Genomic DNA, 12,640 nt, shown 5'->3' with positions numbered 1-12,640 from the left:
CTTCACACGGTTTGAGCTATTGGGAAGGCCACGCATAGGAGGCCAATGTGACATTCACGCGATACGCAATCTATTTTGCGCCCCCGGCCGAGGCCGGTTGGACAAAATTTGCGACCCAATGGCTGGGTTGGGACATGGAGACCGGACAGGCCGTGGCCCATCCGGACATCGCCGGGGTTGACGTTTCCTCGGTGACTGAGGTTCCGCGAAAATACGGGCTGCATGCGACGATGAAGCCTCCATTCCGACTGGCGGTCGGGCAGTCGTTTGACGGTCTGCACGCGGCCTGTGCTGAATTTGCGACCACACGCGCGCCTGTGGTTCTGGACGGGCTTGAGATCGCACGTCTTGGCCGGTTTCTGGCTCTTCGCCCTGTCGGAGACACCACCGACCTGAATGCTCTGGCCGCTGGCTGTGTTCGGGAACTGGACGCATTTCGCGCACCAGCGCCCCAATCCGAACTTGACCGCCGGCGCGGCGCAGGTCTGATCCCGGAACAAGAGGCCAATCTCGTGCAATGGGGCTATCCCTACGTGATGGAGGCATTCCGCTTTCACATCACACTCAGCGGGCGTCTGGACAAACCTACGCTGTCCAAGGTGCAGAATACGCTGGAAGACCGGCTTACGCCTTTGCTGCCAAACCCGTTTCAGATCAAGGATCTGGCCCTTGTGGGCGAGGCTGAGGATGGGTGCTTTCACATGATCCATCGTTACGTCCTTTCCGGCTGAAGCCGGTTCAGAATAGTATCAATCGTGTGATCCAACGGGCCGGAATTATCGACCTCAAAGACCTGCACAAGGCCTTCGGGCAAATTGGTTTCCGCACGCGCCAAACGTCGTTCTTGTTCGGCTGCGCTTTCACGCCCACGGCTTGCTAGTCGTTGGGCAAGAACCTCGGGGTCGGCGGTCAGCGAGATTACGATCAGATCGCCGAACACCTCCTGCGCCCGAAGCAAGACAGCGCGCGACAGGTTCACAAGTACCGCATCAACGGTTTGTCTGAAGGTCTCGATCGAACGCGGGACGCCATAATTCAGCCCATGTGCCGACCAGTGCAAAATAAACGCATCGTCGGCCACCATGTGTTGAAAGGCATCTTCAGCGACCCGGTCAAAATCTTCGCCCTCTTCGCCCTTTGGCCGGGTAATCACGCGCCGCACTCTTAGAATTCCAGGCGTACGCGCAACCAGTGCCTCCATCACGCTGTCCTTGCCCACCCCGGACGGGCCGACAATCGCTATGACCGGGGCGCGGGTCATGCGGCCTTTCCCGGTGTGAACCCTGACACGTCGATTTCCCGATCACACACACGACTCCGAGCTTCGACATCGTGGAAAATACCGACGATGGCAGCGCCGCGCTTTTTGGCCTCTTCGATCAGGGACAATACTGTCTCACGGTTCTGCGCGTCCAGCGAGGCGGTCGGCTCGTCCAGCAACATCGCGGGATAGGTATGCGCAAAGCCGCGCGCAATGTTCACGCGCTGCTGTTCACCGCCTGAAAACGTCGTTGGACTAAGCTGCCAGAGCCGTTCGGGTATGTTCAACCGGGCCAGCAATGCGGCCGCCCGATCCAGCGCCGCTTGCTTTTCGGTTCCGATTGCAAGCAACGGTTCCGCCACTACCTCAAGCGTTGGGACGCGCGGAACAACCCTGAGGAACTGGCTGACATATCCTAGCGTTTCGCGCCGAAGCGCCAAGATCTGGCGCGGCTCGGCCCGCGCCACATCCAGCCCGCCGACCAGAACCTGCCCGGATGCAGCCAAATAGTTACCGTAGATCACCCGCATCAGGGTCGACTTGCCCGCGCCGGAAGCCCCCGTCAGCGCGACGCATTCTCCGGGCGAGACACTAAGCGTCGCGCCCTCCATCACCGGAATGACTGCGCTGCCCTGATTGTGCAGGGTAAAACTTTTGTTCACACCGATCAGTTCAATCATTGCCCTATCCCTTCAAACCTGCAGCACGCTTGAAACAAGCAACTGCGTGTAGGCATGTTGCGGATCGTCCAGAACCTGATCGGTCAATCCTGCCTCGACCACGTGGCCGTCCTTCATCACCATCAGCCGGTCCGCCAGCAACCGCACCACGGCCAGATCATGAGTGACGATGATGGCGCTCAGCCCCATCTCGCGGACCAGACCACGCAACAAGTCCAGCAGCCGGGCCTGCACCGACACGTCCAGCCCACCCGTCGGTTCGTCCATGAACACCAGCCGGGGACCGGTCACCAGATTGCGCGCGATTTGCAACCGCTGTTGCATCCCGCCTGAAAATGCCGTCGGGCGGTCATCCACCCGGCTTCCGTCAATCTCGACACGGCCCAGCCAATCAATCGCCCGGTCGCGGATCTGCCCATAGTGACGGTCGCCGACGGCCATCAGGCGCTCGCCAATATTGCCGCCAGCGCTGACGGACATGCGCAGCCCGTCGCGTGCATGCTGATGAACAAAGGCCCAGTCCGTCCGGCCCAGCATCCGTCGTTCAGGTTCCGACATGGTCACCGTATCCACAGGCCCGTCCGCGCGTGTGTCAAAAACAACCTGTCCTGCGTCAGGCTCCAGATGACCGGCCAGACAATTCAGCAACGTCGATTTGCCCGAACCGCTTTCACCGACGATCCCCATGACCTCGCCCGGGTAAAGATCGAAGCTGACGCCCGAACATCCGATCCGGGTTCCGTATCGTTTCTCGACGTCTTTGACTTGTAGCAGAGGGGTCATGCTGCAACCTCCTTGGTCATGCGACCTGTGTGGCCCGCTTCACGTCGGGAGCGGCAGTAATCGGTGTCAGAGCAGACAAACATTCGGCTGCCCGCATCATCGGTGATAACCTCGTCCAGATAACTGTCTTCGGCCCCGCACAGATCGCAGGGGTGGTCGGCTTTCGTGGCCTCAAAGGGGTAATCCTCGAAATCCAAAGACACGACCTTGGTGTGTGGCGGTACGGCATAAATACGCTGTTCGCGCCCGGCCCCGAACAGTTGGATCGCGTCCATCTCAAGCTTGGGGTTGTCGAATTTCGGGATCGGAGATGGATCCATCACATACCGCCCCGACACCTTCACCGGATAGGCGTATGAGGTTGAAATCGCCCCATGCTGGCTGATGTCCTCGTACAGTTTCACATGCATCAGCCCATATTCTTCAAGGCTGTGCATCTTGCGGGTCTCGGTCTCGCGCGGCTCCAAAAAACGCAGTGGTTCGGGGATCGGCACCTGATAGACAAGGATCTGATCCTCGCGCAGCTTGGCCTCGGGGATGCGGTGGCGAGTTTGGATGACACTCGCCTTTTCGGTTTCCTCGGTGGTTTCGACGCCTGCCGTGTTCTCAAAGAACTTGCGGATCGAAACGGCATTCGTGGTGTCATCCGCGCCTTGGTCGATCACCTTGAACGTGTCATCCGGGGTCAGAGTCGCGGCCGACACCTGCACCCCACCCGTACCCCAGCCATAGGGCATCGGCATTTCACGACTGGCAAAAGGCACCTGATAGCCGGGCACCGCCAGACCTTTGAGGATGGCGCGGCGGATCATACGCTTGGTCTGTTCGTCCAGATAGGCAAAATTGTATTCGCTCATTCCGCTGCCTCCTTCGGCGTGATGCGATCTTCGGCTTCGCGACGCAGCTTTCGAACCAGTTCCAACTCGGACTGGAAATCCACGTAATGCGGCAGCTTGATATGTTCGAGGAACCCTGTGGCCTGAATGTTGTCGGCGTGGCTCAGGACAAACTCCTCATCCTGCGCCGGGGCGCCGAGGTTGTCTTCGCCCAACTCTTCCCAGCGCAGGGCGCGGTCGACCAAAGCCATCGCGATGGACTTGCGCTCGGACTGACCAAAGACCAGGCCATAGCCCCGGGTGAACTGGGGCGGTTCAGTTTTTGATCCTTTGAACTGGTTGACCGTTTCGCATTCGGTCAGTTCAACCTCACCAATGTCGATGGCGAATCCCAGTTCCGGGATGTCCATCTCAACCGTGACCTTGCCGATGCGCAATTCCCCGACAAACGCATGGTTGCGGGCGTATCCGCGCTGGGTCGAGTATGCCATGCCCAAAACGAAGCCTTCATCACCACGCGTCAGGGATTGAAGCCGCAGCGGACGGTTGGACGGAAATTCCATCGGTTGCCGGGTCAGATCGTCAGGGGTTTCATCGTTTTCGGGCTCATCCTGAATGATCCCCTCACCTTGCAGAAATTCCGTAATATGCGGCGTCAGTTCATCGCGCGGAGCGCCCTTCGGCGCGTCGGGAACTTCCCCCTCGACCGCCAGTTTGAAATCCAGCAAACGGTGTGTGTAATCGAAGGTCGGCCCAAGAACCTGTCCGCCCGGCGCATCCTTGAAGGTGGCCGAGACTCGTCTGTCGCACGCCATCGCACCCGTGGCCACCGGAATTGAATACCCAAACCGAGGCAGAGTTGTTCGGTACGCGCGGATCAGGAATATCGCCTCGATCAGATCGCCCCGCGCCTGCTTGATCGCCAAGGCCGCCAGATCGGGGTCGAACAGAGACCCCTCGGCCATGACCCGGTTCACGGCCAAGGAAAGCTGCTCGCGAATTTGAGCGATGCTCAACTCGGCCACATCCGTTGACCCCCGGCGTTCCTCGGCCAGCCAGGAATGAGCATTTTCGATGGCCTTTTCACCACCTTTGACTGCAACATACATCGCCTAACCCTCCGACCGAATTGTCGTGCTGCGCGGCAAGGCAGCAACCTTGCTACCGCAGGTGAAAAAGAAATCGCAGCCCAGAGGAAACAAAGACGAATTGGCCTGCAAAGCCGGGATATCCGGCAGGGACAAACGCGCTACATCCCTGATCCCCGGGCCACTGAGTGTTGCGCCTGCGTTGACCAATTCGGCGCATTCAACGATCAGGGTCGCGGACCGGTCCGGATATTCGGCCGCTCCAGTCCGATAGATCGTCAGCGACCCAAGATCCTGCCACGTCCCCACGGCAAAATCCGCCTCGTCTGCGCCCGTGACTGGAGCGCCCGTGTGAAAGGTCAGCCACTGGCGCACTGCGGGTGTATCGGCTGACCCGGCCAGGTGAACGTTGGTCTCAGGATCGCAAAGCGTCAGCAACAGCGTACCTGCGGCGACAGACAGCGGCTTGGGCGGCAGCCCACCGGTCAGTGATCGTATCTCGCCCGGTCGGGCCATCGCAGTCATCGCGGCCCGAAACGCGTGTGCGGCCTGAATCGGCGCGTCACTGAAACCGCCTGAGAACTGGGATTGCGTCGCCATCAATCCTCTCCCCGAACCAGAGTAAAGAACTCTACCTTTGTGGCGGCAGCCTTTGCCGCGCGGCTGGTTTTTGCGGCTTGCATCATTTCGGCCAGAGGCTCGATCACCTGTGATCGGACTTTTTCTGCAATGTCGGTCTGCATCAGCGCATCAATCAGCGCTGCCACCTCAGCCTTTGATTTTGAACGGCCCTGCACATATCCATGACCGACTGTCCCGTCATCCAAAGCCAGCGAACAGCGCGTGACGGTCATTTCCCCAAGGTTAAACGCCGCGCCGGTTCCGCCAGTGCGCCCCCGCACCATGACCCCGCCCACTTCGGGTCGACGAAGCCACTCAAAATCAGGACGCAGGTCGAACTCGCCCCATTTCGCAATCAGCGCCTCGGACGGCACACGGGCCAGAAGGCCCATCCATTCCTTGCGCGCGATATCTTCTGTTTTCATCTGAACCACCATCAAACCCTCTTGGCCGGGTTGTCTATGCGTAATATACAACTAGACAAATAATACACCCAGCCGGGGCGACTCGCAATCCGGGGAACTGTGAAGATTTGGTGACATGAGAAAAACTCCGGTCTGGAAAAGCATCGCATTAAGCCTGACATCGGACATCGCCGAAGGGCGGTACAAAACCGGTGACCAACTTCCGACCGAGGCGCAGTTGGCCTCGCAGCATGGCGTCAACAGGCATACCGTTCGGCGCGCATTGTCGGACCTGTCCGATCAGGGATTGGTGCATTCCAGACGCGGCGCAGGCGTGTTCGTGACCGCGCGTCCAACGGATTACCCAATCGGAAAACGCGTGCGGTATCACCAGAGCATTTCGGCCAGCGGCAAGATCCCCGGAAAGAAGATACTGACACTCACCACCCGAACAGCAGACAACTCCGAAGCCGAGGCGTTGCAGCTTGAGCCGGGCGCGACAGTTCATGTCTACGATGGTCTGTCATTGGCTGATGGTCAGCCCATTGGTCTGTTTCAAAGTGTATTTCCAGCCGACCGCCTGCCCAATATCCTTGTGGCCCTGTCCGAGACGCAATCGGTGACAAAAGCCCTCCAAGTGTGCGGCGTGCAGGATTACACCCGCGTCTCAACCCGCCTGACGGCGCGGGCTGCGACGGCCACGCAAGCCCTGCACCTCCGCCTGACCGAGGGCGCACCGGTTCTGTATTCCACAGGCATTAACGCCGACACAAACGGCGTGCCCGTGGAATATGGCCGGACGGTTTTCGCGGGCGACCGCGTGACGCTGACATTGAACGAAGACTGAGTTGAAATCTGTACCTGCCTTCAATGACCGCAGCGGCCAAGATCAGCAGTATCAGCAGGCGGGAACGCTTTCATATTTATCTAAAAACGCCTCGGCCCCCAGCGCGCGAAAATCCGGCAGCGCTGCGCGAAGACGCGCATTGTCCCAGTCCCACCAAGCAAGGTTCATCATCCGCTCGGCCACGGCCTCGGGGTACCGGCGTCGGATCGGTTGTGCCGTAACGCCGCCGACGATGGTATAGGGCGCGACGTCTTTGGTAACGATCGCACCCGATGCGACGACTGCGCCGTGGCCAATGGTAACTTCGGGCTTGATGATTGCCGCGTGTCCAATCCAGGTATCATGCCCGATCGTCGTGACCCGGCTTGCGCGACGGGCAAACCATTGGGCGTCGTCCTCGGCATCATCCCAATAATCAGCCGACCGATAGAGAAAATGGTGCAGCGATGCTTTCTCCATCGGGTGATCCGTTGCCCCAATCCGGGTAAAGCTGGCTATATTGGCAAATTTCCCGATCTCGGCATTGGCAATGTCACAAGTTCGATCACAATACGAGTAATCCCCGACCACGGAATTCGCAACCCGCGTCCCTGCTCCGATCTCAACATACGCGCCAATTTCACTGTTCGAGATCGTGCAACCAGGGTGAATGAAAGGTTGATCCGAACGAAGACGCGCCATCTTTTGATCCCTCTGCCTGTGCCAGTTCAGCCTGCTTTGACGGGCTTTGCCTTCTTACGTTTGGGCGAAGTTTCCCCCTGGATCAGACGCCTGCGCAACCAACCTGAGAACCAATCCATCAGCATAACCATCAGGATGATCAGGACGATGTAATAAGCGACCTCTTCCCAGTCCTTTTGCGTGATAATCGCTTGGGTCAGCAGCAACCCGATCCCGCCACCTGTGATGGCACCGATCACGGTCGCGCTGCGGGTGTTGGATTCAAGGAAGTACAACAACTGACTGAGCAAAACGGGCGTCACCTGCGGGATCACGCCAAACCTATACCGTTGCGGCGCGTTGGCACCTGTGGATTGGACACCTTCGATCTGCTTCTGATCGACGTTTTCCAGCGCTTCCGAGAAGATTTTGCCGAAGGTTCCTGTATCAGTCACTAGAATGGCCAGCGCACCTGTCAGCGGTCCGGGACCAAAAGCGCGCGCCAGCACGACGGTCCAGATCAAGGCATCTACGCCACGAACAAAGTCGAACACGCGGCGGGTCAGAAACCGAACCGACCTCAGCGGGTTGAAGTTGCGCGTTGCAAGGAAGGCCAGCGGCAGCGCGACCATGCCTGCACCCAGCGTACCAAGGAAGGCCATCAGAATCGTCTCGAATATGGCCCATGCCACGTCCTGATGCCGCCACATCTTGTTGGTCCAGAAATCTTTCAGGATCGCCCCCGCCTCACCATTCGCGGCCAGCCCAACCAGTTGCGGGAAGGATTTACCGTAATAGGGGCTGTCGAGAGTAAAGAAGAACAGCTCCCATCCGGTGAAGTAGCGGAAGACTTCGGACCGGTTCCGCGTCACCGTCAGCCGCCCCGCATCCGTCGTGATCGCCATCCTGTTTTTCGAGATGTTGATCCAGTCCGGCACATCGCCAGCAGGCAGTTCGGCCTGTACACCTGCTGCACGAGTGGGTGTGGCACGGACAGTGCCGTATCCGGGGATATCGTATTCGACGGTCTCGGGGCCGAACCGCACGACGTGACCGTCCTCCAGATCAATCACCGTGGTTTCGCCCAGCGTGACCCAATCTGGCGCTTCGCCCACGGGATAGGCACCCTTACGCTCGCCTTCGATAGCGGCTGAGATTTCTCCGGTGCGGTTATCGCGCTCGATATGGGTTTTGTAGCTATAGCTGTCGGCCACCAACGTCTTGCCGTTTTCCCAATTCGCACGCTCGGCCAGACCGGGCACGTCGAAAGCGAAGAACACATAGATCAGATAAGCCAGCACCAGCGACGGCAGACCGAAATTCACAAGACGTTTGCGGCTGAACAGGTGGTCAGCTTCGGCCTTCAGCTCATCAATGGTCAGATTTGTGGCGAAGGTGCTCATACCCGCGCTCCTTTCTCGGATCCGTGAGTCAGGCGATCACGCAGATGACCCGAGATTTGGTCGACGACAACGATGGTGACAAACAGCAACAGGAAGATCGCGGCAGCCTCATCATAGCGCCCCTGCCCCCATGACATCGAATTGCGCAGCTGGTACCCCAGACCACCCGCGCCGACGAAGCCCAGAATGGCCGAGGCGCGGATGTTGATCTCGAACCGCAGCAAGGCATAGCTGACATAGTTTGGCCCCACCTGAGGGATCACACCCAGATACATCCGCTGTGACCAGTTGGCCCCGACCGAATGCAGCCCCTCGACCGGCTTCAACGATGCGTTCTCGTTCACCTCGGAAAACAGCTTACCCAGCGCTCCTGCCGTATGGATTGCAATGGCGATCATCGCTGGCACCGGACCGCCGCCCAGAATAAAGATCAGGACCAGCGCGATCACAATCTCAGGAATTGCGCGGCAAATATCGGCAATACGCCGGAACAGCGGGATCAGCGCAGGCCAGAGCGCCATACCCCGCGTGGACATTAGCGCCAGAAAAGTTCCCGCGATGGTGCCAATCAACGTGGACGCAGCAGCAATGTTGATCGTCTCAACCAGCGCCGGGAAGAATTTGACCAAGTTGGCGGGCAGCGCGTCGATCTTGTCCCAGGCCTCGGACAGAACTTCGGCGGGGTAGTCAAAGATGCGGTGCCAGCCGTCCACAAAGCTGCCTGCGTTGCGGTCATCGGCGGTGCGAAACCCTGCAGCCATCAACGCCACGAATACGATCAGAAGGATACCACCATAGACCCGCTTGCGTCGCGTCATCTCGGAATAGTCGGCCCGGATCTGGTCGACGGTTGGGGACCCTGCGGTCAGGTCTGTCATGGAATGCTCCTGAGTGGGAAACGGGGCCCGGTTTCGACACCGGACCCCGGTCTTTGGGGTATGCAGGCTTAGTTGGACTTCAGCTTGCGTGCTTCGATGATGATCTCATACGCCTCGTGGGTGATCGGCTCGAACGCCTTTGCTTCACCCGCGGCAACGCCATAGAAACACTCGCGGTCTTTCTCGGCCAGACCCGCCATCAGTGCAGTCATTTTCTCTTTCACATCCGCAGGCAGGGCGGTGCGCAGCACAACCGGGCCTTCGGGGATCGGCTTGGATTTCCAAATCTGGACCATGTCGTTCATGTCAACCAGACCGGCATCAACAGCACGGCGCAGCGCGCCCGACTTATAGCCGTCTTCCCAATCGCCCAGCCCGTCAGCCCAGGTCACGCCGCCATCAACATCGCCGTTGTTTACGGCAACGATGGTCTGCTCATGGCCGCCGGTGAATTTCACCTCACCAAAATAGTCGCCCGAGTCCATGGTCGCGCCAGTGGCGGCAGGGATTTCGATGGACGGGATCAGGTAGCCCGAGGTCGAGTTCGGATCGCCAAAGCCGAAGGTCTTGCCCTTCATGTCGTCCAACGAGGTGATGCCGCTGTCCTTGCGGGCAAATCCGATCGAGTAGTAGCCATAGCCGCCGTCGGTGTTGACCTTGACCAGAACCGGCTCAACCGCTTCGGGGTCGGATAGATAGGTTTTCGCATAGCCCGAGGCACCCAGCCACGCCATGTCGATGGTGCCGCCCAGCAGACCCTGGATTACGCCGTCATAATCGGCAGGCGCAAACAGCTTGGTTTCTACACCCAGCGCTTCTTCGGTGTATTCGCGCAGGCATTCGTTGTTGTTCAAACGGTCCTGAGCGTTTTCACCGCCCAGAATGCCGATGCGGAATTCGTTTATATCCGCAGCCATGGCTGGGGCGGCGATCGCAGTTGTCGCAACAAGGGCAGCAATCAGTTTTTTCATCTGTATCTCTCCGGTTTGATATGCCGGCCTTTCATCGGCCGGTCGATGAAAGGGGGGATCGGCTCAGACGGTTGCTTCCGCTTCCATCAGGGCCTTTTGAGTCGCATCCAGCGTCTCGATCTCGGTCGATGTCGCCTCTTCCGAGAAGCTGGCATCGGCTCCGTAAATCTCACGCGCGACACCGGTTGTCAGTTGTTCGGGCAGGCCGTCGAAAACGATACGCCCGTCGCGCATTCCGACGACGCGGTCGCAATAGCGGCGTGCGGTGTCCAGCGTGTGCAGGTTGGCGATGACTGTCCGGCCGTCCTCTTCATGGATGCGGCGCAACGCCTGCATGACGACCTGAGCGTTCATCGGGTCAAGTGAGGCGATCGGTTCATCTGCCAGAATGATGCTTGGATCCTGCATCAAGGCGCGCGCAATGGCGACACGTTGTTGCTGACCGCCCGACAACGCCTCGGCCCGTTTGGGTGCGTGTTCGGCAATGCCCAGACGATCCAGAATGTCGATAGCGCGGTGGACATCGTCCATCGGAAACAGATTGAACATGGTGGCCAGCGTGGAATGACGGTTCAGCGTGCCATGCAGAACGTTTGACACCACGTCCATGCGCGGCACCAGATTGAACTGCTGAAAAATCATCGCGCAATCGGCTTGCCACGCGCGCTTTTCGCGACCTTTCAGTTTGGTTACATCGCGGCCTTCAAAAATGATCTCTCCGTCGCTGGCGTCTGTCAGGCGGTTGATCATGCGCAAGAGGGTCGACTTACCTGCGCCCGAGCGTCCAATGATGCCGATCATGCACGGCTTGTCGACGTCCAGCGAAGCAGCATCCACAGCCGTATTTTCGCCAAAGCGTTTCGTCAGTTTTTCTATTCGCAGCACGAGCCACCCCCAAATGTGTTGGCGGCTAGCTAAAGGCGGTGTTCAACGGCTGTGTGTCGATTGGGTGAAAGTTTTGTAACGCAGCGCTCGCTGTTGTTGGCCCTACCCTTCCCCGCATATCGCGGGTATATGCGGGCCGACTCTTTATCCTGACACGAGGCCAAACATGTCCTTTGACCGCAGCATCAAAATCGCTCCGTCGATTCTGTCCGCCGACTTTGCCAATTTCGGCGCCGAGATTCAGGCGATCGAAGCACAGGGCGCAGATTGGGTCCATGTTGACGTGATGGATGGCCATTTCGTGCCAAACCTGACCTTTGGCCCCCCCGCCGTCAAAGCGTTTCGTCCTCATGTAAAAACGGTGATGGACGTGCACCTGATGATCACGCCTGTAGATCCGTATATTGACGCCTATGCAGATGCCGGTGCAGACATCCTGACAGCCCATGTCGAAGCTGGCCCGCACACGCACCGCACGTTGCAGGCCATTCGTGCCGCTGGCATGAAAGCTGGCGTTGCCCTCAATCCCGGCACCCCGGCCGAAGCGGTCGAGCATCTGCTGGACCTGACTGATCTTGTTTGCGTCATGACAGTGAACCCCGGCTTCGGCGGCCAGAAATTCATCGACCTGACCGAAAAGGTGCGCCGCCTGCGTCAGATGATCGGTGACCGCCCTATCCATATTGAGATTGACGGCGGTGTGGACCCGAACACAGCCCCTCTGGTCGCGGCTGCGGGCGCGGACGTGCTGGTTGCGGGATCTGCTGTCTTCAAAGGCGGCTCGGTTTCACAACCGGACGTTTATGGGGACAACATCCGGGCTGTTCGTGCAGCGGCAAAAGCTGCGATTTGATTTGCATACCATGGCCCAGCGGAATCGCTGGGCCATTGCGCCAAACGCACAGCGGATATGACCGGGCGGGGCTAGCTGGCAAATACACGGGTGCGTAGATTGTACTGGTTCAATCAAAACGCAACGAAACGCTCTTATGCCCAAATCCACCGTTTACCGCCCGCATGACCTTAGCCCTGCCGCATTGTGGCAACTGCTGAGTCGTCGCCTCCGTTCCAACCTGCGCAGACTGTCTGAAACCAGATCGGCAACCCGCAGAATCCGCGCCTATTGGCTGATGAGTGATGCCGAACTGCGCGCGCGCAGTCTTAAACGCGAAGATATCGTTCGGTTGGTATTGGCTGGCGTAATCTAAGCCGATCAGAGGGTTTTGGCCTGCATAGCCAAGTTTATGCACCCACGACACAATCCAAGTAAAAAGGCCGCCCTGTTTGGAGCGGCCTTCTTTAGTTTTATCGATGCGCCGGGCT

At 58.9% G+C, this 12,640-nt stretch carries 16 protein-coding genes; 3 read left to right on the top strand and 13 right to left on the bottom strand.

Going from position 1 to position 12,640, the window contains the following annotated elements; all coding sequences use genetic code 11:
• Positions 1-47: 47 nt before the first annotated feature.
• The gene (locus tag GOX75_RS06235; protein WP_171121736.1) at positions 48-731 is read left to right on the top strand and encodes a DUF1045 domain-containing protein; all 684 of its coding nucleotides are present in this window, start codon (positions 48-50) and stop codon (positions 729-731) included.
• Here GOX75_RS06235 and phnN read toward each other — a convergent pair.
• The 7 genes from phnN to phnG are packed head-to-tail and all read right to left on the bottom strand — an operon-like array spanning position 713 to position 5,694.
• Entirely contained in the window at positions 713-1,261 is a 549-nt protein-coding gene (phnN, locus tag GOX75_RS06230; protein WP_171121735.1) for a phosphonate metabolism protein/1,5-bisphosphokinase (PRPP-forming) PhnN, read from the bottom strand. The genes GOX75_RS06235 and phnN overlap by 19 nt on opposite strands.
• Complete coding sequence (gene phnL, locus GOX75_RS06225; protein ID WP_171121734.1) at positions 1,258-1,941, bottom strand: phosphonate C-P lyase system protein PhnL; 684 nt, start codon at positions 1,939-1,941, stop codon at positions 1,258-1,260. The genes phnN and phnL overlap by 4 nt, the downstream gene beginning before the upstream one ends.
• Before the next feature lie 12 nt (positions 1,942-1,953).
• The gene (phnK, locus tag GOX75_RS06220; RefSeq protein WP_171121733.1) at positions 1,954-2,724 is read right to left on the bottom strand and encodes a phosphonate C-P lyase system protein PhnK; all 771 of its coding nucleotides are present in this window, start codon (positions 2,722-2,724) and stop codon (positions 1,954-1,956) included.
• Positions 2,721-3,581: an alpha-D-ribose 1-methylphosphonate 5-phosphate C-P-lyase PhnJ gene (locus GOX75_RS06215; protein WP_171121732.1), complete on the bottom strand. Its 861-nt coding sequence runs from the start codon at positions 3,579-3,581 to the stop codon at positions 2,721-2,723. Before GOX75_RS06215 ends, phnK begins: the two co-directional genes overlap by 4 nt.
• Positions 3,578-4,669, bottom strand: a complete 1,092-nt coding sequence (locus GOX75_RS06210) for a carbon-phosphorus lyase complex subunit PhnI (protein ID WP_171121731.1) — start codon at positions 4,667-4,669, stop codon at positions 3,578-3,580. The genes GOX75_RS06215 and GOX75_RS06210 overlap by 4 nt, the downstream gene beginning before the upstream one ends.
• A 3-nt stretch (positions 4,670-4,672) precedes the next feature.
• A complete protein-coding gene (gene phnH, locus GOX75_RS06205; protein ID WP_171121730.1) occupies positions 4,673-5,248 on the bottom strand; it encodes a phosphonate C-P lyase system protein PhnH in 576 nt (191 codons plus the stop codon).
• Positions 5,248-5,694, bottom strand: a complete 447-nt coding sequence (gene phnG / locus GOX75_RS06200; protein WP_171121729.1) for a phosphonate C-P lyase system protein PhnG — start codon at positions 5,692-5,694, stop codon at positions 5,248-5,250. The genes phnH and phnG overlap by 1 nt, the downstream gene beginning before the upstream one ends.
• Positions 5,695-5,809: 115 nt before the next feature.
• On the opposite strand from phnG, the gene phnF reads away from it, so the two are divergent.
• Positions 5,810-6,520 carry a phosphonate metabolism transcriptional regulator PhnF gene (gene phnF / locus GOX75_RS06195; protein ID WP_171121728.1) on the top strand — a complete coding sequence of 237 codons (711 nt, stop codon included), beginning with the start codon at positions 5,810-5,812 and terminating at the stop codon, positions 6,518-6,520.
• 51 nt (positions 6,521-6,571) lie between these two features.
• Here phnF and GOX75_RS06190 read toward each other — a convergent pair whose 3' ends face one another.
• The 5 genes from GOX75_RS06190 to phnC form a co-directional block, all read right to left on the bottom strand.
• Positions 6,572-7,201 carry a chloramphenicol acetyltransferase gene (locus GOX75_RS06190; protein WP_171121727.1) on the bottom strand — a complete coding sequence of 210 codons (630 nt, stop codon included), beginning with the start codon at positions 7,199-7,201 and terminating at the stop codon, positions 6,572-6,574.
• Positions 7,202-7,227: 26 nt separating this feature from the next.
• The gene (gene phnE, locus GOX75_RS06185; RefSeq protein ID WP_171121726.1) at positions 7,228-8,583 is read right to left on the bottom strand and encodes a phosphonate ABC transporter, permease protein PhnE; all 1,356 of its coding nucleotides are present in this window, start codon (positions 8,581-8,583) and stop codon (positions 7,228-7,230) included.
• A complete protein-coding gene (gene phnE / locus GOX75_RS06180) occupies positions 8,580-9,461 on the bottom strand; it encodes a phosphonate ABC transporter, permease protein PhnE (protein WP_171121725.1) in 882 nt (293 codons plus the stop codon). The genes phnE (GOX75_RS06185) and phnE (GOX75_RS06180) overlap by 4 nt, the downstream gene beginning before the upstream one ends.
• Before the next feature lie 68 nt (positions 9,462-9,529).
• Positions 9,530-10,432, bottom strand: coding sequence for a phosphonate ABC transporter substrate-binding protein (gene phnD, locus GOX75_RS06175; RefSeq protein WP_171121724.1), 903 nt, complete (start codon positions 10,430-10,432; stop codon positions 9,530-9,532).
• A 63-nt stretch (positions 10,433-10,495) separates the two neighbouring features.
• Complete coding sequence (gene phnC, locus GOX75_RS06170; protein WP_171121723.1) at positions 10,496-11,317, bottom strand: phosphonate ABC transporter ATP-binding protein; 822 nt, start codon at positions 11,315-11,317, stop codon at positions 10,496-10,498.
• A gap of 166 nt (positions 11,318-11,483) precedes the next feature.
• Between phnC and rpe the strand changes: the two genes are divergently transcribed.
• The gene (rpe, locus tag GOX75_RS06165; RefSeq protein ID WP_171121722.1) at positions 11,484-12,170 is read left to right on the top strand and encodes a ribulose-phosphate 3-epimerase; all 687 of its coding nucleotides are present in this window, start codon (positions 11,484-11,486) and stop codon (positions 12,168-12,170) included.
• Positions 12,171-12,279: 109 nt separating this feature from the next.
• Here the strand turns inward: rpe and GOX75_RS20235 are convergent.
• The coding region (locus tag GOX75_RS20235; RefSeq protein WP_217354421.1) for a hypothetical protein at positions 12,280-12,640 on the bottom strand (361 nt) is incomplete at its 5' end.

The sequence above is a fragment of the Ruegeria sp. HKCCD7251 genome, assembly GCF_013031165.1.
GTDB lineage: Bacteria > Pseudomonadota > Alphaproteobacteria > Rhodobacterales > Rhodobacteraceae > Ruegeria.
The sequence above is the reverse complement of the archived record's forward strand: the minus strand, read 5'-3'. Positions and strand labels throughout refer to the sequence as shown.

Bases quoted from the DNA above. Each gene is read 5' to 3' on its own strand.
- phnN (WP_171121735.1), bottom strand. From the start codon at position 1,261: ATGACCCGCGCCCCGGTCATAGCGATTGTCGGCCCGTCCGGGGTGGGC.
- phnL (WP_171121734.1), bottom strand. From the start codon at position 1,941: ATGATTGAACTGATCGGTGTGAACAAAAGTTTTACCCTGCACAATCAG.
- phnK (WP_171121733.1), bottom strand. From the start codon at position 2,724: ATGACCCCTCTGCTACAAGTCAAAGACGTCGAGAAACGATACGGAACC.
- GOX75_RS06215 (WP_171121732.1), bottom strand. From the start codon at position 3,581: ATGAGCGAATACAATTTTGCCTATCTGGACGAACAGACCAAGCGTATG.
- GOX75_RS06210 (WP_171121731.1), bottom strand. From the start codon at position 4,669: ATGTATGTTGCAGTCAAAGGTGGTGAAAAGGCCATCGAAAATGCTCAT.
- phnH (WP_171121730.1), bottom strand. From the start codon at position 5,248: ATGGCGACGCAATCCCAGTTCTCAGGCGGTTTCAGTGACGCGCCGATT.
- phnG (WP_171121729.1), bottom strand. From the start codon at position 5,694: ATGAAAACAGAAGATATCGCGCGCAAGGAATGGATGGGCCTTCTGGCC.
- phnF (WP_171121728.1), top strand. From the start codon at position 5,810: ATGAGAAAAACTCCGGTCTGGAAAAGCATCGCATTAAGCCTGACATCG.
- GOX75_RS06190 (WP_171121727.1), bottom strand. From the start codon at position 7,201: ATGGCGCGTCTTCGTTCGGATCAACCTTTCATTCACCCTGGTTGCACG.
- phnE (WP_171121726.1), bottom strand. From the start codon at position 8,583: ATGAGCACCTTCGCCACAAATCTGACCATTGATGAGCTGAAGGCCGAA.
- phnE (WP_171121725.1), bottom strand. From the start codon at position 9,461: ATGACAGACCTGACCGCAGGGTCCCCAACCGTCGACCAGATCCGGGCC.
- phnD (WP_171121724.1), bottom strand. From the start codon at position 10,432: ATGAAAAAACTGATTGCTGCCCTTGTTGCGACAACTGCGATCGCCGCC.
- rpe (WP_171121722.1), top strand. From the start codon at position 11,484: ATGTCCTTTGACCGCAGCATCAAAATCGCTCCGTCGATTCTGTCCGCC.